This window comes from Saccharopolyspora spinosa NRRL 18395, from assembly GCF_000194155.1.
Classification (GTDB): Bacteria; Actinomycetota; Actinomycetes; order Mycobacteriales; family Pseudonocardiaceae; genus Saccharopolyspora; species Saccharopolyspora spinosa.
The window spans coordinates 171,947-193,206 of the sequence record NZ_GL877878.1 but is presented as its reverse complement, the minus strand read 5'-3'; the positions used below and the strand labels follow the sequence as shown (position 1 = coordinate 193,206).

Annotated in this window: 25 protein-coding genes; 3 read left to right on the top strand and 22 right to left on the bottom strand. The window is 67.4% G+C overall.

Annotation, left to right across the window (positions count from 1 at the left end):
- Positions 1-290: 290 nt before the first annotated feature.
- From SSPN_RS59060 to SSPN_RS0100970, 6 genes are all read right to left on the bottom strand, one after another.
- Positions 291-485: a hypothetical protein gene (locus SSPN_RS59060; protein WP_237710406.1), complete on the bottom strand. Its 195-nt coding sequence runs from the start codon at positions 483-485 to the stop codon at positions 291-293.
- A 64-nt stretch (positions 486-549) separates the two neighbouring features.
- A complete protein-coding gene (locus SSPN_RS59055) occupies positions 550-924 on the bottom strand; it encodes an SAM-dependent methyltransferase (protein ID WP_238935670.1) in 375 nt (124 codons plus the stop codon).
- Positions 925-1,207: 283 nt separating this feature from the next.
- On the bottom strand, positions 1,208-1,705 hold the full coding sequence (locus tag SSPN_RS0100985) for a GNAT family N-acetyltransferase (RefSeq protein WP_010305300.1): 498 nt from the start codon (positions 1,703-1,705) through the stop codon (positions 1,208-1,210).
- 353 nt (positions 1,706-2,058) lie between these two features.
- On the bottom strand, positions 2,059-2,718 hold the full coding sequence (nucS, locus tag SSPN_RS0100980; RefSeq protein ID WP_010305297.1) for an endonuclease NucS: 660 nt from the start codon (positions 2,716-2,718) through the stop codon (positions 2,059-2,061).
- Positions 2,718-2,957 (bottom strand): PDDEXK family nuclease, encoded by a 240-nt coding sequence (locus tag SSPN_RS62390; protein WP_420187915.1) that lies wholly within the window; start codon positions 2,955-2,957, stop codon positions 2,718-2,720. Before SSPN_RS62390 ends, nucS begins: the two co-directional genes overlap by 1 nt.
- Positions 2,958-3,083: 126 nt before the next feature.
- Entirely contained in the window at positions 3,084-4,772 is a 1,689-nt protein-coding gene (locus SSPN_RS0100970) for an alpha-amylase family glycosyl hydrolase (RefSeq protein WP_010305294.1), read from the bottom strand.
- A 322-nt stretch (positions 4,773-5,094) separates the two neighbouring features.
- On the opposite strand from SSPN_RS0100970, the gene SSPN_RS0100965 reads away from it, so the two are divergent.
- Positions 5,095-5,376 (top strand): hypothetical protein, encoded by a 282-nt coding sequence (locus SSPN_RS0100965; protein WP_148271913.1) that lies wholly within the window; start codon positions 5,095-5,097, stop codon positions 5,374-5,376.
- Positions 5,377-5,464: 88 nt separating this feature from the next.
- Entirely contained in the window at positions 5,465-6,004 is a 540-nt protein-coding gene (locus SSPN_RS0100960) for an NUDIX domain-containing protein (protein ID WP_029534831.1), read from the top strand.
- A 60-nt stretch (positions 6,005-6,064) separates the two neighbouring features.
- On the opposite strand, the gene ehuA is transcribed toward SSPN_RS0100960, so the two are convergent.
- The 5 genes from ehuA to murA form a co-directional block, all read right to left on the bottom strand.
- The gene (ehuA, locus tag SSPN_RS0100955; RefSeq protein ID WP_010305279.1) at positions 6,065-6,829 is read right to left on the bottom strand and encodes an ectoine/hydroxyectoine ABC transporter ATP-binding protein EhuA; all 765 of its coding nucleotides are present in this window, start codon (positions 6,827-6,829) and stop codon (positions 6,065-6,067) included.
- Positions 6,830-6,842: 13 nt separating this feature from the next.
- Positions 6,843-7,493 carry an ectoine/hydroxyectoine ABC transporter permease subunit EhuD gene (ehuD, locus tag SSPN_RS0100950; protein WP_010305275.1) on the bottom strand — a complete coding sequence of 217 codons (651 nt, stop codon included), beginning with the start codon at positions 7,491-7,493 and terminating at the stop codon, positions 6,843-6,845.
- Entirely contained in the window at positions 7,494-8,207 is a 714-nt protein-coding gene (gene ehuC / locus SSPN_RS0100945) for an ectoine/hydroxyectoine ABC transporter permease subunit EhuC (RefSeq protein WP_010305271.1), read from the bottom strand.
- A gap of 20 nt (positions 8,208-8,227) precedes the next feature.
- On the bottom strand, positions 8,228-9,121 hold the full coding sequence (ehuB, locus tag SSPN_RS0100940; protein ID WP_029534830.1) for an ectoine/hydroxyectoine ABC transporter substrate-binding protein EhuB: 894 nt from the start codon (positions 9,119-9,121) through the stop codon (positions 8,228-8,230).
- A gap of 97 nt (positions 9,122-9,218) precedes the next feature.
- Positions 9,219-10,475 (bottom strand): UDP-N-acetylglucosamine 1-carboxyvinyltransferase, encoded by a 1,257-nt coding sequence (gene murA, locus SSPN_RS0100935; protein ID WP_010305264.1) that lies wholly within the window; start codon positions 10,473-10,475, stop codon positions 9,219-9,221.
- 121 nt (positions 10,476-10,596) lie between these two features.
- On the opposite strand from murA, the gene SSPN_RS0100930 reads away from it, so the two are divergent.
- A complete protein-coding gene (locus tag SSPN_RS0100930; protein ID WP_010305262.1) occupies positions 10,597-11,169 on the top strand; it encodes a cob(I)yrinic acid a,c-diamide adenosyltransferase in 573 nt (190 codons plus the stop codon).
- A 320-nt stretch (positions 11,170-11,489) separates the two neighbouring features.
- Here the strand turns inward: SSPN_RS0100930 and SSPN_RS0100925 are convergent, their stop codons facing one another.
- The 11 genes from SSPN_RS0100925 to SSPN_RS0100875 form a co-directional block, all read right to left on the bottom strand.
- Positions 11,490-11,927 (bottom strand): DUF2550 domain-containing protein, encoded by a 438-nt coding sequence (locus SSPN_RS0100925; protein ID WP_010305258.1) that lies wholly within the window; start codon positions 11,925-11,927, stop codon positions 11,490-11,492.
- Between the two features lie 12 nt (positions 11,928-11,939).
- On the bottom strand, positions 11,940-12,305 hold the full coding sequence (locus SSPN_RS0100920) for a F0F1 ATP synthase subunit epsilon (protein WP_010305255.1): 366 nt from the start codon (positions 12,303-12,305) through the stop codon (positions 11,940-11,942).
- Between the two features lie 170 nt (positions 12,306-12,475).
- A complete protein-coding gene (atpD, locus tag SSPN_RS0100915) occupies positions 12,476-13,906 on the bottom strand; it encodes a F0F1 ATP synthase subunit beta (protein ID WP_010305252.1) in 1,431 nt (476 codons plus the stop codon).
- 1 nt (position 13,907) lies between these two features.
- Positions 13,908-14,834: a F0F1 ATP synthase subunit gamma gene (locus SSPN_RS0100910; protein WP_010305250.1), complete on the bottom strand. Its 927-nt coding sequence runs from the start codon at positions 14,832-14,834 to the stop codon at positions 13,908-13,910.
- A gap of 11 nt (positions 14,835-14,845) precedes the next feature.
- On the bottom strand, positions 14,846-16,492 hold the full coding sequence (gene atpA / locus SSPN_RS0100905) for a F0F1 ATP synthase subunit alpha (protein WP_010305247.1): 1,647 nt from the start codon (positions 16,490-16,492) through the stop codon (positions 14,846-14,848).
- Between the two features lie 55 nt (positions 16,493-16,547).
- Positions 16,548-17,378 (bottom strand): F0F1 ATP synthase subunit delta, encoded by an 831-nt coding sequence (locus SSPN_RS0100900; protein ID WP_029534829.1) that lies wholly within the window; start codon positions 17,376-17,378, stop codon positions 16,548-16,550.
- A 219-nt stretch (positions 17,379-17,597) separates the two neighbouring features.
- Entirely contained in the window at positions 17,598-18,161 is a 564-nt protein-coding gene (locus SSPN_RS0100895) for a F0F1 ATP synthase subunit B (RefSeq protein ID WP_010305239.1), read from the bottom strand.
- Between the two features lie 30 nt (positions 18,162-18,191).
- Entirely contained in the window at positions 18,192-18,449 is a 258-nt protein-coding gene (locus tag SSPN_RS0100890; RefSeq protein WP_029534827.1) for an ATP synthase subunit c family protein, read from the bottom strand.
- A gap of 60 nt (positions 18,450-18,509) precedes the next feature.
- Complete coding sequence (atpB, locus tag SSPN_RS0100885) at positions 18,510-19,289, bottom strand: F0F1 ATP synthase subunit A (RefSeq protein WP_010305232.1); 780 nt, start codon at positions 19,287-19,289, stop codon at positions 18,510-18,512.
- A gap of 271 nt (positions 19,290-19,560) precedes the next feature.
- The gene (locus SSPN_RS0100880) at positions 19,561-20,037 is read right to left on the bottom strand and encodes a Cg1360 family ATP-synthase-associated protein (RefSeq protein ID WP_010305229.1); all 477 of its coding nucleotides are present in this window, start codon (positions 20,035-20,037) and stop codon (positions 19,561-19,563) included.
- Positions 20,034-21,206 (bottom strand): glycosyltransferase family 4 protein, encoded by a 1,173-nt coding sequence (locus SSPN_RS0100875; RefSeq protein WP_029534825.1) that lies wholly within the window; start codon positions 21,204-21,206, stop codon positions 20,034-20,036. The genes SSPN_RS0100880 and SSPN_RS0100875 overlap by 4 nt, the downstream gene beginning before the upstream one ends.
- Between the last annotated feature and the right edge of the window lie 54 nt (positions 21,207-21,260).

Sequence of the window (21,260 nt, the reverse complement as noted above, 5' to 3'; positions counted from 1 at the left end):
CGCGGTGAGCCCGAGCCTGTCCCAGCCAGGTAGTCCAACCTGGCTGGGACAGGCTCGGGTCGGTGACAGGTCCCGTTCCGCAAGCAGGGAATACCGACTACGGAGCCTGCCAGTCCGGGACGCCGTTTGTTAGCCGACGCTCAAGATCCCGATGATGCCGCCATTGAAGACGCAGAGTGGGATGTTGCCCGAAAGTCCGTTCACCGTCGTGGTGACGCCGTCAGCGTCAAGGTGGCGGCGCACCGAATCGCCGCTTCGCGGCATAGAGGGTAGCGGCGTTCAGCGGTCGGCTAGCGCGCGAGGACGAAGTAGGCGAAGCCGAGCACGCGTCGGTAGTCGTGGATGTACTGATGTTCCCGGGTATCGAGCCATTCGCGTACCTCGCTGGCTCGCTGATCCGAGCTGTTGGCGAGTAGCCATTCCTGCCAGCCAGCGCGGGAAGGGGTTTCGAAGTCGTCCCACTCCTGTTGGTCTGCGACGCTCATGTGAATGACTCGCCATCCGGCTGCCCGACTCATTTCTACCAACTCGGCCAGTGGCCGGACCTGGTCACCGAAGATGGCCGTGGCAGCCGGGCGTCGTCGACCCTGGCCAACAGCCGTCTCCGAACAGCAGTCGCCCAGCGTGCGGCACGAGCGCCGCCAACGCCTCCAGCGCTGCGCGGCTACCGCCGAACGCGTGCGAGGAGCCGACGCACAGCGCGCGCTCGGCTGCCCCTGACCAGGTCGCGGCGTCAGCGTGCACGAACTCAACCCGCCCCTCGAGGCCGCGCCGCCGCGCCAGCGCCCGCCCGCGCTCCAACGCCACGGGGTCGGTGTCCACGCCGACACCCCGGGCACGGGAATCTCTGTCGTCGACTACCGGATTAGAGCCGACTGCCCGCTCAACCGCACGCAGCAACAACTCACCCCACCCGCAGCCCATATCGACGATCCAAGTGACGGGGCCCACGTTCAGCCTGTCCAGCAGCAAGTCCGCGTGAGCAACCGAAAGCGGCGTGTTCCACCGCATGCGGGCACGCCGCGCCGAGACAAGGTCGTCATACATGCGGGACAGTGTCGCCCACCAGCAATATCCTGTCCCTCGAATAAACTTGCGGCCTCGCCGAGCCATCAACTGGTAGAGCAATCAAACGTCCGCACATCGGTATGACAGCGCGTCGGACGGATCGCGCTCATCGCGGCATGAGCGGAGATTCGAGGCCTGACTACAGGTGATCCGCGGAAATCTCGTAGATGATCTCGAGCCCGTCCTCGTCGTCCCACTGTTCGCCGACCTCGACGAAGCCGTACTGAGATGCCAACCGATAGGAGGCCGTATTGTCGGGGCTGATCGTGACCCGGACGGTGTGTACCTGCGGCTCCCGGGCGGCGCGCGCCAACAACGATTCCAGCGCCGCCCGCGCGTAACCGCGTCGCCGGTGTGCGGGGTCGACGGCGTAGCCGATCTCCACCATCCCCGATGTGTCGGGAGGCCCGTGGTAGCCGGCCGTCCCGACGGCCAGTAGTTGTTGCTGATCCCAGATGATGCCGGTGACCCAGGCCGCGCTGCTAGGGTCCGCTGCGACCTGCCTGCTGCGACTCTGCCACAGCCGACGCCCGTCCGGTCCGGCCAGGTAGGCCGTCAGCGGTACCGGGCTGGTCGCATTCGCTCCTGCCAGGTCGCCCCGGGCGAGCGAGTCGAACGCGGGGCCGGTCAGATGCACGATACGAACATCCGGCTTCGGCCTGTTCGCTGTCGCTGCGTGGTGATGGTCCGGCACGGAGGCAGCCTGCCACAGATCCGAGCACGACGTACCCGAGATTTCACGACCGCTCATCGGCAGAAGCGGATGTTCCCACACCCGACGCAAATGCAGGGCAGCCCCTGATCGCGCCCAAGAGCCACGCGGTCGCATCGTCATGGTGGCGACACCAAGCAGAACTGATGCATGGTCCGAGTTATCCACAGAACATCGGCATTCACACTGGCGCTTCGTCGTTATCCACAGTGGCGGATGACAGCCGTTATCTGTCCATAAGCAGACGTGAAAACACTCCGCAGGACGAATCGTCACGGCTAAAAAAGCCGGAACTCGTCGGATTCCGTGCCGCGGAGCGCGTCGTAGTCCAAGGTGACGCAGCGGATTCCCCGGTCTTCAGCCAGCGTGCGAGCCTGCGGCCTGATCTGCTGCGCGGCAAACACTCCCTTGACCGGAGCCAGCAACGGATCCCGATTGAGCAACTCCAGGTACCTGGTCAACTGCTCGACGCCGTCGATCTCGCCACGTCGCTTGATCTCCACCGCGACCGAGACGCCGTCGGCGTCTCGGCACATCAGGTCCACCGGGCCGATCGCCGTGGGGAACTCGCGGCGGACCAGGGACCAGCCCTCGCCGAGCGTGCCGACGTGCTCGGCGAGCAGCTCCTGCAAGTGTGCCTCCACGCCGTCCTTGACCAGGCCCGGATCCACACCAAGCTCGTGCTTAGAGTCGTGCAGGACTTCCTCAATGCTGATGACGAGCTTTTCACCCGCCTTGTTCTGCACAACCCACATGCCCGGCTCTTCCATAAGCCAGCAAGGAGGCGACATCCAATTTAAGGGCTTGTACGAACCGCCATCCGAATGCACCAGAACAGAGCCGTCCGATTTCACCATCACCAGACGATTAGCCATCGGCAAATGAGCGGTCAGCCGCCCGACGTAATCAACCTGGCACCGAGCGATGACAAGCCTCATCAGCAACCTCCCAAGACGGCAGTCGACCCAACAGCGCGCGTCCGCACCCCACCCCGGCGACACCGAGAGATCGGAGACAGATGTCTCGACCACGGATAGAACAGCTTGTAGGCACGGTCGTCGGAGTGCACCGACACGGAACCATCGGCCTTGATCAGCAGCAAGCGCTGCGCCATAGGCAGGTGCGCGGTGAGCCGACCGACGTAGTCCACCTGGCAACGGGCAATGACAAGTCGCACCCGGCACAGAGTACGGATGTCGATCGAGAAGTCGAGCACCCCGGGGCCCGGACAGGTCGGAACTCGATCTTTCCGCTGGGCGAGATACGGTTGCGCCCCGTGTCATTCGCCCGAACCTGCTGCGCGTCAACCCGCCGAACAACTCGCGGAAGCGGTCGTCGCGCCTGAACAGGAGCCCGCCCTCCCGTCAGGGTTGGCGTAGCCAGGCCGTGGCGTCGCCGGGGAGGAAGCCCTCTTCGGGTGCGACGCTGGACAGGAGTAGGTCTCCTGGTGGGAGCGGGATGGGGACCGGTCCGGTGTTGACCAGGACCAGGATGTCGCTTCCACGCCGGAAGGCCAGGACATCGCCGATGTTGTGCTGGTCGTCCCAGCCGAACCGTTCGTCGCTGCTGAACGGCGCACTCGCAGCGCAGCTCGGTAGAGCTCCAGCATCGAGCTCGGGTCGCCGCGCTGTGACTCGACCGAGCAGTCGCCCCAATCGGCGGGCTGCGGCAGCCAGGGCGGCACGGCGCTGAAACCGAAGGACACCCCGTCCCGGGTCCACGGCAGCGGCACCCGGCAGCCGTCGCGACCCTTCTCCTTGTGCCTGGAGTGCATCCACTTCGGATCCCGCAGAACGTCCGCAGGCAGGTCCGCGACCTCCGGCAGCCCAAGCTCCTCGCCCTGGTACAGGTACGCGGACCCGGGCAACGCCAGCGCGAAGAGGATCGCCGCCCGTGCCCGGCGGGTGCCCAGCTCCAGGTCCGGCGGTGGTTCGGTGCCGTCGGACGCCAGCCATACCCACAGGTCGACGTCGGCTGGCAGGCCCAGCGCTGATACCTGCCGCACCATGTCGTGGTTGGCCAGCACCCAGGTCGCCGTGGTCCCCACCGAGGACGCCCCGTCGATCGACTCCGACACGATCCGCCGGTACTCCGACGCCTGCCAGCGCACCCGCAGGAACTCGAAGTTGAACGCCTGCTGTAGTTCACCCGGCCGGATGTAGCGGACCCGCCGGTCGCCGCGCACCCACGCCTCGGCGACCCCGACCAGCGGCGGGTCGAACTCGTGGAACACCCGGTTCCAGTCGCGGTAGACGTCGTGAACCTCCGGCCGATCCAGGAACGGGTGGTCGGGATTGGCGGCGAAATCGTCCAGCCCGGAGCTGCCTTCACCGCCTACGACCTCGCGCAACGGCTCCCGCAGGTCCTTGACCAGCGCCGCGGCCACGTCCACCCGGAATCCGTCGACTCCGCGTCGCCCCCAGAACCGCAGAACGTCCAGGAACTCGTCCCGAACCTCCTGATTCGTCCAGTCGAGGTCGGGCTGCTCCGGGGCGAACAGGTGCAGGTACCACTGGCCGTCCGGCACCCTGCTCCAGGCGCTGCCGCCAAAGCGGGACTCCCAGTTGCTCGGCGGGCATTCCCCTCGCGGGCCCTTGCCGGCGCGGAAGATGTAGCGGTCGCGCTCAGGGGAACCCGGGCCGGCTGCCAGGGCTTGCCAGAACCACTCGTGTCGGTCCGAGGTGTGATTCGGGACGATGTCGATCAGGACTCGGATATCTCGCTCGTGCGCCGCCGACACCATCCGGTCGAAGTCCTGCAGGGTGCCCAGGGACGGGTCGATGCCGCGGTGGTCGGTTATGTCGTATCCGCCATCGACCCACGGGGATGGGTGGCAGGGCGTTAGCCAGATCGCGTCCACACCGAGCCAGGCGAGGTAGTCCAGCCTGGACGTCACGCCCTGGAGGTCGCCGACTCCATCGGCGTTCGCGTCGGCGAAGCTGCGGGGGAAGATCTGGTACGTGACCGCGTTTCGCCACCAGGGGTAGGGCATTGGGGTCCTTCGGTGGGGCTCTTGGCGTGGGTTGGTTTGTTGGCGTTGAGGTTCGCAGGGTTTTGGGTGCTGCGCTTTTTGGCTTTGGGTTCGTTTCGGGGGTTGGGGTCCGCTGGCTTGTTGGGGTTTGGTTCGGGGTTGGGGCTCTTGTTGCCCACGGATCGAGTTCGCGAACAGCCTCTACCGCGCTTGAAGCCGGTACGGTGTCGGACTTCCGGTGTTTTTGTTTCTGCTGCTTGGGTTCTCGTCCCCAAGACAGATTCTTTCACCTGATCAAGCGACCATAAAAAAAGTGCGAACAAGTGTTCTAGAACGGGAGGATGTGCGGTATGACACCGCTGGTGAACACCCCCGGACCCGGCCGCAGGCACCACCAGTGCCCGGCGCGGCGGTGTCCTGCACCGACACCGAACTCGCCACCCACATCCGCGAACTGGAGCAGGCCATGCGGGTGTCGATGATGGAGCAGTTGCGGTACATCGCCGAAGCCGGCCACCGGGGCTTGCACAACCAGCGATGGGAAACGCGAAATACGAGACCGGCGACCGGTGTTCATCCCACCAGCCACAGTGGACCCCAGGCGAATACCGCGACCAGGCGGTAGAGCACTACCCACCCAACACCGCGCGATCATTGATCGGCACCTGCGGGTGTCACGCGCCACCGTGGCCCGCGTCGGGCACCATGTCCGCATGCAGCAGACGAGCAGTCGCGAGGTGTACGCCAACCCGTGGATGACCGTCCGCGAGGACGGCGTTCGGCGCGCCGATGGTTCCGACGGGATCTACGGCGTGGTTGACAAGCCAGACTACGCCTTGGTGATCCCGCTCGACGGCGATCGGCTCCACCTCGTGGAGCAGTTCCGGTACCCGTTGGGCATGCGGCGGTGGGAGTTCCCGCAGGGCACCGCTCCGGACCGGCTCGACGTCGAGCCCACCGAGCTCGCCGCGCGGGAGCTGCGCGAGGAAACCGGCCTGCGGGCAGCGAGCCTCGTCGAGATCGGCACCCTCGACGTGGCTCCCGGCATATCCAGTCAGCGGGGGCGGGTTTTCCTGGCCACCGGGCTGACGGCGGGCGAGCACGAACGCGAGTCGGAGGAGCAGGACATGCGGGCCGGCTGGTTCTCCCGGACCGAGTTCGAGAAGATGATCGCCGCAGCCGAGGTCACCGATGCGCAGTCGGTCGCCGCCTACACGCTGCTGCTCCTGCACGAACGCCGGAACCGCGCCTGAAGGGCAGTCAGGGACGCCCGGCACCGGCTCGCCGCGAACCCTAGTACCGGCGCCGACAGGTCAGGCTTCCTCCAGCACCGACCGCAGGAACGCCCGGGTGCGCTCCTGTTCCGGCCTCTCGAACAGATCGGCCGGCGGCTTGTCCTCGATGATCTTCCCGTTGTCGAACATCAGCACCCGGTGGGAGACGTCGCGGGCGAACTTCATCGCATGCGTCACGCACAGCATCGTGATGTCGCTGGTGCGCGCCAGATCTCGCAACACGTCGAGCACCTCGGCCGCCAGTTCCGGGTCCAGCGCCGAGGTGATCTCGTCGAGCAGCAGCACGTCCGGGCTCATCGCCAGCGCTCGGGCGATCGCCACGCGCTGCTGCTGGCCACCGGAGAGCTGCGTCGGAAAGGCGTCGACCTTGTCCGCCAGGCCCACCATGTCCAGGAGTTCCCGCGCTCGCCGCTCGGCATCCGCGGCGGACTGGCCGAGCACGTGGACCGGTGCCTCCGTGACGTTGCGCAGCACCCGCATGTTCGGGAACAGGTTGAACTGCTGGAACACCATGCCGATCCGCCTTCGCACCTTGCGCAGGTGCTTCTCGTCGGCGGGCACCAGCCTTTCGCCGCGGCGCACGTGGGTGAGGCATTCCTCGCCCACGTGGATCGTGCCGCCGTCCACCCGCTCCAGGGTCATCAGCAACCGCAGGATCGTCGTCTTGCCCGATCCGCTCGGCCCGATCAGGGTGACCCGCTCGCCCGGGCAGACCGCGAAGTCCAGTTCGTCCAGCACCACGTTGTCGCCGAACCGCTTGACCACGCGGTCGAACCGGATCATCTCTCCGCCCGCCTCAGATCCCAACACGCCGTTCCAACCTCCGCACCAGCAGCGACGACGGGTAGCTGAGCAGCAGGAAGCAGATGCCCGCCAAGGTCAGCGGCTCCACGTACCGGTACGCCTCCGACCCCGCTTCCTGCGCCGCCCCTACCAAGTCGAGTACCCCGATCGCCAGCAGCAACGGCGTTTCCTTGAACATCGAGATCGTGTAGTTGCCCAGCGCGGGCAGCACCCGCGGGATCGCCTGCGGCAGGATCACGCTTGTCCACACCCTGCGGGCCGGCAGGCTCAGCGCCGTCGCCGCTTCCCACTGACCTCGCGGCACACCTTCGATGCCGGCCCGATAGACCTCCGCCGTGTAGCAGGCGTAATGCACGCCTAGACCGATCACTCCGGTGGTCAGCGAAGAGAACTTCAGGCCGATGCCCGGCAGCACGTTGAACAGGAAGTACAGCTGCACCAGCAGCGGCGTGCTGCGGACGAACTCGATGAACGCCCAGACCGCCGTGCTGACCAGCCGGACCCTGGATCGCCGCAGCAGGGCCAGCACAAGACCGAGCGCGAACGCCACGATCGAGCCCAGCACCGTGGCCTCGAACGTCACCACCAGGCCGCCGAGGATGTCCGGGATGATCCGGCCGGTGAACTCCCAGTCCCAGATCAACTAGATCGCCCCGCCTTCGACCCGGCCGAGCTCCTTCGACGGTTCGACCGGTTCGCGGCCGACGGCCGCGGCGGCCCGCCGCTCCAGCACCCGCATCACAATCGTGATCAGCACCGCCAGCACCAGGTACAGCGCGAGCATCAGCAGGTAGATCAGCGCGGTCTGGCCGGTGAAGTTCGATTCGAGTACCTCCCGGCCCTGGTAGGTGATGTCGTGCACGAAGATCAGCGACAGCAGCGCGCTGCTCTTCAGCAGCTGGATGAACAGGTTGTTGAACGGCGGGATCATCTCCACCGCCGCCTGCGGCAGGATCACCCGCCGCATCCGCTGCACCCGGCTGAAGCTCAGCGCGACCGCGCACTCGTACTGCTCCTTCGGCACCGCCTGCACCGCACCGCGCACGATCTCGCCGCCGTACGCGCCGTGGTTCAGGCCGAGCACGAGGACGCCCGCCCACAGCGGCAGCAGCTCGAAGCCGACCAGCAATGGCAGCGCGAAGAAGATCCAGAACAGCTGGACCACTTCGGACGTGCCGCGCCAAACCTCGACGTAGCTGCGGGCGACGACGCGGACCCACCGCCAGGGCGCGAGCATGCCGAGTCCAGCCGTGAACGACAGCACTATGCACAGCGCTATGCCGCACAGCGTCGCGATCACCGTCGGCGGCACACCCTGCAGCAGGACCGAGAGGAAGTGCGAGAAGTTCTCGAACATGTCGCCTCCCGTCGCCGGGATCAGCTACCGGCGCACAGCGTCTCCGTGGTCACCCCGGCCGGTGGCAGGTTGTCCTGGGTGAAGCCGAACGGCTCGGCGATGCGGACCCACTCGCTGCTGTCGTGCAGCTTCTTCAGCTCGGTGTTGAACGCATCGCGCAGCGAGGTGTCCGGCGTGCGGAACACGAACGCACCCGCCTGCACCTCTGGCTTGCCGTTGATCACCGGCGTGAAGCCCTTGGTCACCTCAACCTGCGCGCCCGGGCTCCTCCGCACCAGGTCGTTCAGCGAGATGTTGGTCAACGCGGCGCAGTAGGCGCGTTTGTTGGTGACGGCCTGCAGGAGCGCGTTCTGCGAGTCGAAGACCTGCACCTGCGCATCCGGCACGCCCAGCCGTTGCGCATAGTCCTTCTCCACCGCTCCGCTGAGGACCGCGAGGTTGAGCTTCTTCTTCGCCACGTCCTCGAAGCTGGTGACGCCCTCAGGGTTTCCCACGGGCACCAGGAACGCCGTTGGCGCGATGTAATCCGGGATCGAGAACGCCGCGTTCTTGCAGCGCTCCGGGGTGATGAACATGCCCGCCGCGACCACGCTGAACTTGCCCGCGTTGAGGGCCGGGATCAGCTGGTTGAAGTCGACCTGCGAGGCCAGCACGGTGTTCACCCCGAGGTTCCGGAACACCGCGCGCGCCACCTCCGGGGCCTCGCCGGTGATCTTGCCGGATGCGTCGGTGAAGCCGTAGGGCGCCTCGCCAGCTATGCCGACCTGGATGGTGCCGGAACTTCGGGCCGCCTGGAGCGGATCACCGCCCGCACCACCCCCGACGGTGCGGGTGCACCCGCCCAGCACCAGCGCGCCCACCGCAGCACCGGAGCCCCTCAGGAAATCTCGCCGCGTCCACCCTCTGCTCGCCATGACCATCGCCCCTTCGAAGCGGGAGCAGGGTTCAGGCCCATAGTCAGGCCCGAACGCGTGACTTGCATCACCGGGGCGGGTCGGGTTGGCGGACCGCTCAGTCGGTCACGCGTTCGATGTCAGCGCCGAGACCGCGCAGGTTCTCCACGAAGTTCGGATAGCCGCGATCGATGTGGAACACGTCCCACACCTCGGTCGAGCCGTCCGCACACAAACCGGCCAGCACCAGTCCCACCCCAGCGCGGATGTCGGTCGCCCACACCGGGGCGCTGGACAACCGCTCCAGGCCGCGGACCACCGCGTGGTGCCCGTCGGTGCGGGCGTCGGCGCCCATCCGGACCAGCTCCTCGATGAACCGGAACCTGGACTCGAACAGGTTCTCGGTGATCATCGAGGTGCCGTCGGCGACCGCAGACAGCGCCAACGCCATCGGCTGCAGGTCGGTCGGGAAACCCGGGTACGGCAGCGTCACGAAGTCCACCGCGTGCGGGCGGCCGTGCATCGCCACCCGGAAACTCTCTTCGGACGCGGTCACCTCGGCACCCGCGCTGCGCAGCTTCTCCAGCACCAGGTTCACGTGCCGCGGGTCGACCCCGCGCACCGTGATGTCGCCGCGCGTCGCAGCCGCCGCGAAAGCCCAGGTCGCGCCGACGATCCGGTCCCCGATCACGCGGTGCTTGACGGCCTTCAGCGAGGACACGCCGTGCACGTTCAACGTCGATGTACCGGAACCCTCGATCTTGGCGCCCATCTGCTGCAGCATCACGCAGAGATCGACGATCTCCGGCTCCCGCGCCGCGTTGTCGATCACCGTGGTGCCTTCCGCCAGCACCGCGGCCATCAGGATGTTCTCCGTCGCACCCACGCTGGGGAAGTCCAGCCAGATCTGGGCGCCGCGCAGGTTCTCCGCCTCCGCAACCACCGCGCCGTGCTCGATGTGGCTGGTCGCGCCGAGCTTCCGCAAGCCGTTCTGGTGCATGTCCAGCGGGCGGGAACCGATCGCATCACCACCGGGCAGCGTCACCATCGCGCGGCGGCACCGGGCCACCAGCGGCCCCAGCACGCACACCGACGCACGCAGCTTGCCCATCGACGGCGAGATCGCCTCGTGGTTGATCGACGCCGGGGTCGTGATGTGCACCGTGCCGCCGTCGATCGACACCTCGCAGCCGAGGCTGCGCAGCACGTCTGCCATCAGCGGAACGTCGAGGATCTCCGGGCAGTTGACGATCGTCGTCGTGCCCTCCGCCAGCAGCGCCGCAGCCATCAGCTTCAGCACGCTGTTCTTCGCCCCGACCACGTCGACTTCGCCGACGAGGCGCGCCCCGCCGTGTACCCGGAAGTGCTCACTCACGAGCATCGAGGTTACGGCCCGCCCCCCACCGCCATCGGATCGGGTTGCGATCGGAGCGAGCATGGGAACCTTCCCGTCACGCACGCCCGGGCGCCGGGCGGGATCCGCCTAGGCTGTCGGCATGGCAGTCCACCTGACGAAGATCTACACGCGGGCCGGCGATTCGGGCACGACTCGGTTGTCGGACAACTCCAAGGTGCACAAGACCGATCCGCGGCTGATCGCCTACGCCGATGTGGACGAGACGAATTCGGTGCTCGGCGTGGCGTTGGCAACCGCGCAGCTCGCCGACGACGTCGTCGCGGTGCTGAGGGCAGTGCAGAATGACCTGTTCGACGTGGGAGCGGACCTGTCGACGCCGGTCGTCGAGAACCCGAAGTACCCGCCGCTGCGCGTCACGCAGGCCTACGTCGACCGCCTCGAGGGCTGGTGCGACGAGTTCAACGCGCGCCTGGGCAAGCTGGACTCGTTCATCCTCCCCGGCGGCACCCCCGGCGGCGCGCTGCTGCACCAGGCACGGTGCGTGGCCCGGCGCGCCGAGCGGTCGGCGTGGGCACTACAGGAAGCCGACGGCGAGCGCACTTCGCCGCTGCCCGCCAAGTACCTGAACCGGCTGTCGGACCTGCTGTTCATCCTCGCCCGGGTAGCGAACCCGGACGGCGACGTCCTCTGGAAGCCGGGCGGCAACGCCTAGACCTCCGGCGAACACCTGCTCAGCGGGTCGTCGCGGTACGCCCCGAACGCGGATCACGTACTACTGCTGGAGGCCGTCGATCAACTGTTTGGCGTCGGGGTGGTCGTACGCGACCGTTCTAGATCCGCATCTCCGAAGCCTAGGACTCCGTTGAGCGCAAGGGTTTCTCGAACCAGTGCTTTGCGTACTGGTTGTCGTTGCAGGCGGGGATTTCCCGGTACCCCGACGAGGCGTAGAGCGCGCGGGCTTCGTGGAGTTCGGCGGCGGTGTCCAGGCGGATCCGCGAGCAGCCGGCGTCCGCAGGACCCCGCTGGAAGGATTCAGGATGCCCAGTGCACCGATCGGCCCGGTGGGGCGGATTCGAGCCAGGACAGGAAGCCGGTCAGGGCGTCGGTGCTCATCGCCAGCTCCAGCTCCGGGCCGGTCAGGCCGAGGACCGTCGACCCGGTGGGCATCGCGTAGGCCTCCGCCATCGACGGCTCGCGGCGCCGCGCGATCTCCACGTCCCGGCGGTTGATCACCCAGTTCGGCCCCGATCGCAGGCTCAGCGCCCGGTACCAGGCGAACTCCTCGCCCCGGTAGTGCGCGACGCCCAGGTGCCAGCCGCGGCCATCGCCGTCCTTGCGGGCGCGCAACGCCACGTCGATGCCCCCGACGCGCAGTTCCCGCAGCCGCCGCCACGCGAGCGCCGTGACGACCACGGCAGCGGTCATCAGCAGCCCGAAGGCCACCGCGAGCAACAGGACCGGGGAACCCATGCGCGGCCCGGATCAGGCCGAGTGGCCGGCTGCTCGCAATCGGCTCAAGGCCCGTGCCCGGGCCTGTTCATCCGCGCTCTTGACGTCCTCGCGGGCCTGCGCCACGTCGATCTCGGAGGCGAGCTCAGCGGTCTCCGCCAACACGCTCACACCGTCCGCGGTGACGGAAAGGAAACCACCGTGCACCGCAGCGGTCACGGTCTCCTTGTCGGTGGTGGTGATGCGCACCACGCCACCCTCGATCAGCTCGCCGAGCAGGGGCTCGTGCCCCGGCAGGATGCCGATCTCCCCTTCGGTGGTCTGCGCGACCACGGCGGTCGCCTCCCCGGACCACAGGCGGCGCTCGACGGCGACCAGTTGGACGGACATGTTGGCCACGCGCGTCTCCTTTGTCGGGTGTGTGCCCGCAGTCTATCCGGTGCCACCAGGGCGATCGTGACTGGCCGGGCTGGAATTGCCTTGTCGCGGTGCTTGGCAAGCGGGGTCGGGGTCCGCTCGGACCCCGACCCCGTTGCCGGTCTGCCGACCCCGCCAGCGGGGTCAGGCGCTCACTTCTCGGTGAGCTTCTTGTACGCCTGCTCCAGGTCGTCGAGACCACCGATGGACAGGAACGCCTGCTCCGGGTAGTGGTCGAAGTCGCCCTTGCAGAGCTTGTCGAAGGCCTCGATGGTCTCCTTCAGCGGAACGAAGGAGCCCTCCTGACCGGTGAACTGCTTGGCCACGAAGAAGTTCTGCGACAGGTAGCGCTCGATGCGACGCGCCCGCTGCACCGTCACCTTGTCCTCTTCGGACAGTTCGTCCATACCGAGAATGGCGATGATGTCCTGCAGTTCCTTGTACTTCTGCAGGATCCGCTTGACCTCCTGCGCCACCCGGTAGTGCTCCTCGCCGACGATCGCCGGGTCGAGGATCGTGGAGGTGGACGAAAGCGGGTCCACCGCCGGGTAGATGCCCTTCTGCGAGATCGCACGGGAGAGCTCCGTGGTCGCGTCCAGGTGGGCGAAGGTGGTCGCCGGTGCCGGGTCGGTGTAGTCGTCCGCAGGCACGTAGATCGCCTGCATCGAGGTGATCGAACGACCCCGCGTCGAGGTGATGCGCTCCTGCAGCTCACCCATCTCGTCGGCCAGCGTCGGCTGGTAACCCACCGCGGACGGCATCCGGCCCAGCAGGGTCGAAACCTCCTGGCCGGCCTGGGTGAACCGGAAGATGTTGTCGATGAACAGCAGCACGTCCTGGTTCTGCACGTCGCGGAAGTACTCCGCCATCGTCAGCGCGGACAGCGCCACCCGCATACGGGTGCCCGGCGGCTCGTCCATCTGCCCGAACACCAGCGCGGTGTCGGCGAGCACGCCCGACTCGTCCATCTCGACCCAGAGGTCGTTGCCCTCGCGGGTGCGCTCACCGACGCCAGCGAACACCGAGGTGCCACCGAAGTTCTTGGCGACCCGGCGGATCATCTCCTGGATGAGCACCGTCTTGCCGACACCGGCACCACCGAACAGGCCGATCTTGCCGCCCTGCACGTACGGGGTGAGGAGGTCGATGACCTTGATGCCGGTCTCCAGCATCTCGGTCTTGCCCTCGAGCTGGTCGAAGCTCGGCGCCTTGCGGTGGATCTCCCACTTCTCGGCGTCCGAGGCGTAGCCCGGCTCGTCGAGGCAGTGACCCAGCGCGTTGAACACGTGGCCCTTGACGATGTCGCCGACCGGCACCGAGATACCGGCACCGCTGTCGGTGACCACGACGCCGCGGACGAGACCCTGGGTGGGCTGCATCGAGATCGTGCGCACGACGCTGTCACCCAGGTGCTGGGCAACCTCCAGCGTCAGCGTCTTCGCCATGCCCTCGGCGGTGATGTCCACCGTGAGGGCGTTGAACAGGTCTGGCACCTGGTCGCGCGGGAACTCGACGTCCACGACCGGGCCGAGCACCCGGACGACGCGGCCCGTGCCAGTGGTGGTGGCAGTAGCAGCAGTCATGTCACTCACTTCCTGCGGACGAGAGCGCCTCGACACCGCCGACGATCTCGCTGATTTCCTGGGTGATCTGGGCCTGGCGGGCCTGGTTGGCCTCACGGCTGAGGTTGCGGATCAGCTCGTCGGCGTTGTCCGTCGCCGACTTCATCGCCGTTCGGCGAGCCGCGTGCTCCGAGGCAGCCGAATCCAACAGGCCCGCGAACAAGCGGGTCTTGATGTACTTCGGCAGCAGTGCGGCGAACAACGTCTCGGCGTCCGGTTCGAACTCGTACGTGGACTTGAGCGTCTTCACCGGCTCGTCGGAGTACTCCACCTCGAGCGGAGCGATCCTGCGGACCGTCGGTCGCTGGGTGAGCATCGAGACGAACTCGGTGTGCACCAGGTGCAACTCGTCCACGCCCAGCTTACCGTCCGGCCCCCCGTCGTCGAGGTAGTCGTCGGCACCCGCGAGGAACGCCTTGACCAGCGTCTCGCCGATCTCGGCCGCGTTGGCGTAGTCGGGGCGGTCGCTGAACCCGGTCCAGCTCGCCTCGATCTCGCGCTGGCGGAACCGGTAGTACGTCTCGCCCTTGCGGCCGATGACGTACAGCACCGGGTCCTTGCCCTGCTCGCGCAGCAGCGCCTGCAGTTCCTCCGCCGCCTTGATCACGTTGGCGTTGTAGCCACCGCAGAAACCCCGGTCGCTGGTCACGACCAGCACGCCGGCGCGCTTCGGGTTCGAGCGCTCGGTCAGCAGCGGGTGGTCCAACGTGCTCACGTCGGCCAGCGCGGACAGGACGCTGGTGATCTCCTCGGCGTACGGCCGCGAAGCCGCGACCCTGGCCTGCGCCTTCATGATGCGCGAGGTAGCGATCAGCTCCTGCGCCTTGGTGATCTTCCGGGTCGATTTGATCGACCGGATCCGATTCCGGAGTTCCCGAAGTTGAGCCATGACTTACCCGGTCACTTCTTCGGCGCGGGGCGGTTGACCTTCACGGTCTCCTGCCCCACCTCGTCGGCCGCCAGCGCTTCGGCGTCCGGCTCGGCCGGGACGACCGACTCGCCGCCGGAGCCCGTGAACTGCTTCTTGAACTCTTCGACCGCCGACACGATGGCCTTCTCACCGTCTTCGGAGAGCTTGCCGGTCTCGACGATGTCCTTGAGCGTGGTCTCGCTGGTACGCCGCACGTACCCCAGGAACTCGTTCTCGAACCGGCGCACGTCGGCGACCGGCACCGAGTCCAGGTGTCCCTTGGTGGCGATGTAGAGCGAAACGGCCTCTTCCTCGACCGGGAGCGGCTCGCCCTGGCTCTGCTTGAGGACCTCCATCAGCCGGGCACCGCGGTCCAGCTGGGCCTTCGAAGCGGCGTCCAGGTCCGAGGCGAAGGCGGAGAACGCCTCCAGCTCGCGGTACTGGGCCAGGTCCAGACGCAGCGAACCGGTGACCGACCGCATCGCCTTGATCTGCGCGGAACCACCGACGCGCGACACCGAGATACCGACGTCGATGGCGGGGCGCTGACCCGCGTTGAACAGGTCGGACTGCAGGAAGCACTGGCCGTCGGTGATGGAGATGACGTTCGTCGGGATGTATGCCGACACGTCGTTCGCCTTGGTCTCGATGATCGGCAGACCCGTCATCGAGCCGGCGCCCATCTCGTCGGAGAGCTTCGCGCAGCGCTCCAGCAGGCGCGAGTGCAGGTAGAACACGTCGCCCGGGTACGCCTCACGGCCCGGCGGGCGGCGCAGCAGCAGCGAGATCGCGCGGTACGCCTCGGCCTGCTTGGTCAGGTCGTCGAAGATGATCAGGACGTGCTTGCCCTGGTACATCCAGTGCTGGCCGATCGCCGAACCCGCGTACGGGGCCAGCCACTTCAGACCCGGCGAGTCGGAGGCCGGCGCGGCGACGATGGTGGTGTACTCCATCGCACCGGCGTCCTCCAGGGACCGCTTCACGCCAGCGATCGTGGAGCCCTTCTGGCCGATCGCGACGTAGATGCAGCGGACCTGCTTGTCCGGGTCGCCGCTGGCCCAGTTGGACTTCTGGTTGATGATCGTGTCGACCGCGACCGTGGTCTTGCCGGTCTTGCGGTCGCCGATGATCAGCTGGCGCTGGCCGCGGCCGATCGGGGTCATCGAGTCGATGGCCTTGATGCCGGTCTGCAGCGGCTCGTGCACGCCCTTGCGCTGCACGACCGTCGCGGCCTGCAGCTCCAGGGGACGGTGTGCCTCGGCGGCGATGTCGCCGAGACCGTCGATCGGCTCGCCCAGCGGGTCGACCACGCGGCCGAGGAAGCCGTCGCCGACCGGGACCGAGAGGACCTTGCCGGTCCGCTTGACCTCCTGGCCCTCTTCGATCTTCTCGGACTCGCCCAGGATGACCGCACCGATCTCCTGAGCTTCCAGGTTCATCGCGACACCGTAGATGCCGCCCGGGAACTCCAGCAGTTCCTCGGTCATCACCGAAGGCAGACCCTCGACATGGGCGATGCCGTCACCGGTATCGGTGACGACCCCGACCTCCTCGCGGCTGACCTCCGGGGAGTAGCTGGAGACGTACTTCTCGATCGCACTGCGGATCTCGTCCGACGAGATCGTCAGCTCCGCCATGTCTCGTTCCTGCCCTCGGTTAGTTCTTGGAAGGGAGTTGGTGTTCGACGCTTCGTCAGTCGGCGAGGTCGCGTCGAAGGGACTGCAGGCGTCCCGTGATGCTGCCGTCGATGACCTCGTCGCCGACCCGGATCAGCAGCCCGCCCTCGACCCCGGGGTCGACCTCGAGGTGCACGGCGATCGGCCGCGCGTAGATCCGCTGCAGGGTGCGCGACAGCCGCTGCTGCTGCTCATCGCTGAGCGGGATCGCGGACCGGACGTGCGCCACCGAGCGCTCGCGCCGCTTCGCCGACAGCTCGGCCAGTTCTTCCAGGCCTTCGCTGACCCGCCGACCGCGCGGCCGGGCCACCAGTTGGCGGACCAGGCTCAGGGTCACCGGCTCGACCTTGCCCTCGATGAGCTGGTCGACGACCGCGTACTTGCCCGCCTCGTCCCCCGTAGGGTCCGACAGCAACCGCTCCAGGTCGACCTGGGAGCCGATGATGCGGCCCAGCCGGAACAGCTCGTCCTCGACGGCGTCGAGCCGACCGGCCCGCTCGGCCTGCACCAGCAGCGCGGTGCGGGCCAACCGCTCCAGCCCGTCGACCAGGTCCGTCGGACTGGACCAGCGGGCCCGGACGGCCTCGACGGCCACCGGCAGCGCCCGCGCGCCGAGCTTGTCCGCCAACAGCCCGCGGGCCAGGTCCTCCCTGGACCGCGGGTCGGTGGAGGCGTCGGCGAGCGCCCGCCGCAGCGTGGACTCGCGGCCCAGCAGGGCGGCCACGCCGAACAGCTCGTCGGCGAGCCCGGTGATCTCCGCGGCCTGGGCCCCATCGGTGGCCTGCAGCAGCTGCAGCTCGGTGGCTGCCAGCGCCTCGCGGCTCGCGGCGTTCACGAGGGTGCTCAACTCTCAGCGCCTTTCACTCGGTTAGAGCCTGTCTTATAAGCGGCGGTAGCCGCTTGCGGTGTGGGACTCAACTCGCACCGCCGCGGGTTCTCAGGGGTCTTCTCGCGAGGACAGCCCCGACCTGGTGAATTGGCATTCATGATGTCGGGGATCCCAGAGCGAGAAGGCCTCTGAGGTTCCGCTACCCGCACCGCTACGCTAGCCACTTTCAAACAGTCCCTAGGCCTTGGCCGATTCGGACGACGCCGGGGCCGAGGCGGCCTCCAGCTCGTCGAGGAACCGGTCGACGGTGCCCCGCCGACGGGCCTCGTCCTCCAGGGACTCGCCGACGACCCGGCTGGCCAGGTCGACCGCGTGGCGGCCGAGCTCCGACCGCAGCTCGGTGACGATCTGGGCCCGCTGGTGCGCCAGCTGGGTCTGGCCCTGGTTGATGATCCGCTCGGACTCGGTCTGCGCCTGGGCGCGCATCTCTTCCAGGATCTGCTGACCTTCGGCGCGGGCGTCATCGCGGATCCGGGCCGCTTCCGCACGGGCCTCGGCCAGCTGCGACTTGTACTGCTCCAGCGTCCGCTGGGCCTCGGCCTGGGCGGCCTCGGCCTTGGCGATACCGCCCTCGATCCGCTCGCTGCGCTCCGCGTAGATCTTCTCGAAGCGCGGGATCGCGTACTTCCACAGCACGAACAACAGCAGCAGGAAGGCGATCAGACCGACCACGATCTCCGCTGGTTCGGGGATGATCGGGTTGTGTTCGCCGGCCGCCGCCAGCAGCATCTGCGTCTTCACCACAACGTCTCCCAACGCGTTAAGCCGTTATCAGGCAGCGGAGGCGATGAAGTAGACGACCAGACCGATCAGCGCCAGCACCTCGACCAGAACGAACGAGATCCAGGCGATGCCCTGCAGCTGGCCCTGGGCCTCCGGCTGGCGGGCGGTGCCGTTGATGACGGCCGCCCAGATCAGGCCGACGCCGATACCGGGGCCGACAGCGCCCAGGCCGTAGCCGATCGCGGCCAGACCGGGGTTGATGCTGCCCGCGGCTTCAGCGGCCTGCGCAAGAACGATGTTGCTCACTTTCACTACCTTTCACTCGGTCCGCTTCTAGGCGCGGATCGGAGGTCTTGGTCTTTCTCGTCAGTGCTCGGAGGACAGCGCCGCGCCGATGAAGTTCGCGGTCAGCAGCGCGAAGATGTAGGCCTGCAGCACCTGGATCAAGGCTTCGACGAACGTCAAGGCAATGGAGAAGGCGAACGCGACGATCGAGATCGGCTTGAACGCCCCACTCGCCTCGATGAGCAGGAACTCCCCGCCCAAGGTGAACACCAGGAGGATCAGGTGTCCGGCGAACATCGCGGCGAAGACTCGGACCGCCAGGGCGGCCGGCTGCGCGATGAACTTCTGCAGAAATTCGATCGGGGCAAGCAGGATGTAGATCGGCTTGGGCACCCCGGGCGGGAACATGACGTGCTTGAAGTAGCCCAGGAAACCGTGCCGGGCGAAGCCGACCCCGTGGAACACCAGGTACACCACGACGGCCAGCGCGATCGGGAAACCGATCCGCGACATCGTGGGGAACTGGATGACCGGGATGATGCCAAAGATGTTGTTGACCAGGATGAAGGTGAACAACGTGAAGATCAGCGGCACGAACGGACGGAAGTTCTTGGCACCGATCTGCTCCCGCGCGATCTTGTTGCGGCTGAACTCGTAGACGAACTCCGCAACGAACTGCCCCTTGCCCGGGACCAGCTTCAGGTTCCGGGTGGCGATCACGAAGTAGGCGCCCACGATGATCGCCGACAGCACGACGAGGAGCATCGGCTTGGTGACTCCGCCGAAGATCGGCGGAAGGATAAAGCTATCGGCACCCGGCGGTTGGAATGTTCCGCCCTCGGCCAGCATCAGCGCGCCCAACTGGGCTCCTTCCGGTTCTCCCGGTGAACCTCACTCTGCCGGGGGAATCGTCACGTTTTGCACTTAACGTACCTGATACGCGATCTGGCACGCGGAGGGGCCCTCCCTACCGCGTGCGATCGCGGGGGCTCCGTGGAGTCCTCCGATCCGTGCTGCGCAGGGAAGGCTTCTGCCGCGGGACGATATCAGCGGGTAGGTAGTCACCCGACATGTGGTCGGGCACCACCCGTCCGGCCCACGGCCGACGGCGCGGAAATCCCGCCGTAACCGGTCAGCTCCCCGGCACGATGGTGGGAATCTTGGTGCGCTTGAAAGCCACCACTTCGGCGCCCGCCCACACCATCACGGTGGCCAGCATGGTGAACGCCAGCGATTCCCGGTGGATCACGTCGACGCCGCCCAGCAGCGTCATCACCACCAGCAGCACGATCATCTTGCCGATGTAGCCGCCGAGCGCGGCGACCATCACGAAGTGCGGGTTCATGCCACCGGTGAACCGCATCAGCCAGATCGTCAGCAGCGACGAGGCGAACGCCACGACGCCGCCGACCAGCGCACCGATCAGCCCGGACACCCCGACCAGCACGGTCGCCACGATCGCCCCGACGGCCACCGTCGCCACACCCGGCCACACGGCGGTGCGCAGCATGGCCGATGCGAGCTTCCGCACGATTTCCGCGTGCGGGTTCTCGGTCTCGGCCGCCTCGGGGGCCACAGCGGGGGTCGGCGCGTCGGTCGCTTCGCTCATCGGGACTCTCGATCGGCTCGGGTGCGCATTCGCGGAATCACCGAGATGATAGCCGCCAGCAACACGCCGAGGCCTACGACCCATGCCACAACAACGGCGTTGAACAGCGTCAACGACACCGCACCGAAGGCGATGACGGCCGCCCACAGGTAGATCAGCAGTACCGCGCGGCGCTGCGAATGCCCGATTTCCAGGAGCCGGTGGTGCAGGTGCATCTTGTCGGCGTGGAAGGGGCTCTTGCCCGCCCGGGTGCGGCGCACGACGGCCATGATGAGGTCCAGCAGCGGCACGAACAGCACCGCCGCGACCACCAGCAGCGGCGACAGCAGCGCGATGGTGTCGGTCGGGTTCATGTAGGCGTAGTTCATCCGGCCGGACGCCGACGTGCTGGCCGTGGCCAGCATCAGGCCGATCAGCATCGAACCGGAGTCGCCCATGAAGATCTTCGCGGGCTGGAAGTTGTACGGCAGGAAGCCCAGGCAGGCCCCGGCGATCGCGGCCGCGATCAGCGCGGGCGGGTAGGCGTTGACGTCGCCGCCCTGCCGGTCCAGCACGCCGAGGCAGAACACGAAGGTTGCGGTGGCCGAGACCAGGCCGATGCCGGAGGCCAGCCCGTCCAGCCCGTCCACGAAGTTCATCGCGTTGATCATCGCGACGACCAGCAGCACGGTCAGCAGCTGGCCCTGGTTGCTGCCCAGCACCATCAGCTGCCCCACGTGGCCCGCGTCCCCGCCGCCCCACGGGACCCAGAACATGAACCACTGCACGCCGAAGAGCACCAGGATCCCGGCTGCGGTGACCTGCCCGGCCAGCTTCGTCAGGGAGTCCAGCTCGAAGCGGTCGTCCAGCGCTCCGACGAGGACGATCAGCCCCCCGGCGATGACCACGGCCAGGATGTCGTTGGAGTAGGAGAAGCCGCGCGACAGCGTCGGCAGGTTGGCGGCGAGGAACATCGCCACCAGCACCCCGCCGTACATCGCGACCCCGCCCATCCGCGGCATCGGCTTGACGTGCACGTCTCGCTTGCGGGGGTAGGCGACCGCGCCGACGCGGATCGCCAGCAACCGGACCAGCCCGGTCAGTAGGAAGGTCGCCGCCGCAGCGGTGAGCATGACGAGGAGGTACTCACGGGCAGGTAGCCCGGCCGGAGCCCACGGCGCATTGTCCATACCGGTGGCTCACCCGCGCTGTGCCGATGCCCGCGGGAATTCGACGTTCTGCCC

Excerpts from the sequence above, each read along its gene's own strand:
- SSPN_RS0100970 (WP_010305294.1), bottom strand. The coding sequence starts at position 4,772 with ATGCCCTACCCCTGGTGGCGAAACGCGGTCACGTACCAGATCTTCCCC.
- ehuB (WP_029534830.1), bottom strand. The coding sequence starts at position 9,121 with ATGGCGAGCAGAGGGTGGACGCGGCGAGATTTCCTGAGGGGCTCCGGT.
- SSPN_RS0100910 (WP_010305250.1), bottom strand. The coding sequence starts at position 14,834 with ATGGCTCAACTTCGGGAACTCCGGAATCGGATCCGGTCGATCAAATCG.
- SSPN_RS59055 (WP_238935670.1), bottom strand. The coding sequence starts at position 924 with ATGGGCTGCGGGTGGGGTGAGTTGTTGCTGCGTGCGGTTGAGCGGGCA.
- ehuC (WP_010305271.1), bottom strand. The coding sequence starts at position 8,207 with ATGTTCGAGAACTTCTCGCACTTCCTCTCGGTCCTGCTGCAGGGTGTG.
- SSPN_RS59060 (WP_237710406.1), bottom strand. The coding sequence starts at position 485 with ATGAGCGTCGCAGACCAACAGGAGTGGGACGACTTCGAAACCCCTTCC.
- SSPN_RS0100925 (WP_010305258.1), bottom strand. The coding sequence starts at position 11,927 with ATGGGTTCCCCGGTCCTGTTGCTCGCGGTGGCCTTCGGGCTGCTGATG.
- SSPN_RS0100960 (WP_029534831.1), top strand. The coding sequence starts at position 5,465 with ATGCAGCAGACGAGCAGTCGCGAGGTGTACGCCAACCCGTGGATGACC.
- ehuA (WP_010305279.1), bottom strand. The coding sequence starts at position 6,829 with ATGATCCGGTTCGACCGCGTGGTCAAGCGGTTCGGCGACAACGTGGTG.
- atpA (WP_010305247.1), bottom strand. The coding sequence starts at position 16,492 with ATGGCGGAGCTGACGATCTCGTCGGACGAGATCCGCAGTGCGATCGAG.
- nucS (WP_010305297.1), bottom strand. The coding sequence starts at position 2,718 with ATGAGGCTTGTCATCGCTCGGTGCCAGGTTGATTACGTCGGGCGGCTG.
- SSPN_RS0100875 (WP_029534825.1), bottom strand. The coding sequence starts at position 21,206 with ATGGACAATGCGCCGTGGGCTCCGGCCGGGCTACCTGCCCGTGAGTAC.
- atpD (WP_010305252.1), bottom strand. The coding sequence starts at position 13,906 with ATGACTGCTGCTACTGCCACCACCACTGGCACGGGCCGCGTCGTCCGG.
- SSPN_RS0100880 (WP_010305229.1), bottom strand. The coding sequence starts at position 20,037 with ATGAGCGAAGCGACCGACGCGCCGACCCCCGCTGTGGCCCCCGAGGCG.
- SSPN_RS0100930 (WP_010305262.1), top strand. The coding sequence starts at position 10,597 with ATGGCAGTCCACCTGACGAAGATCTACACGCGGGCCGGCGATTCGGGC.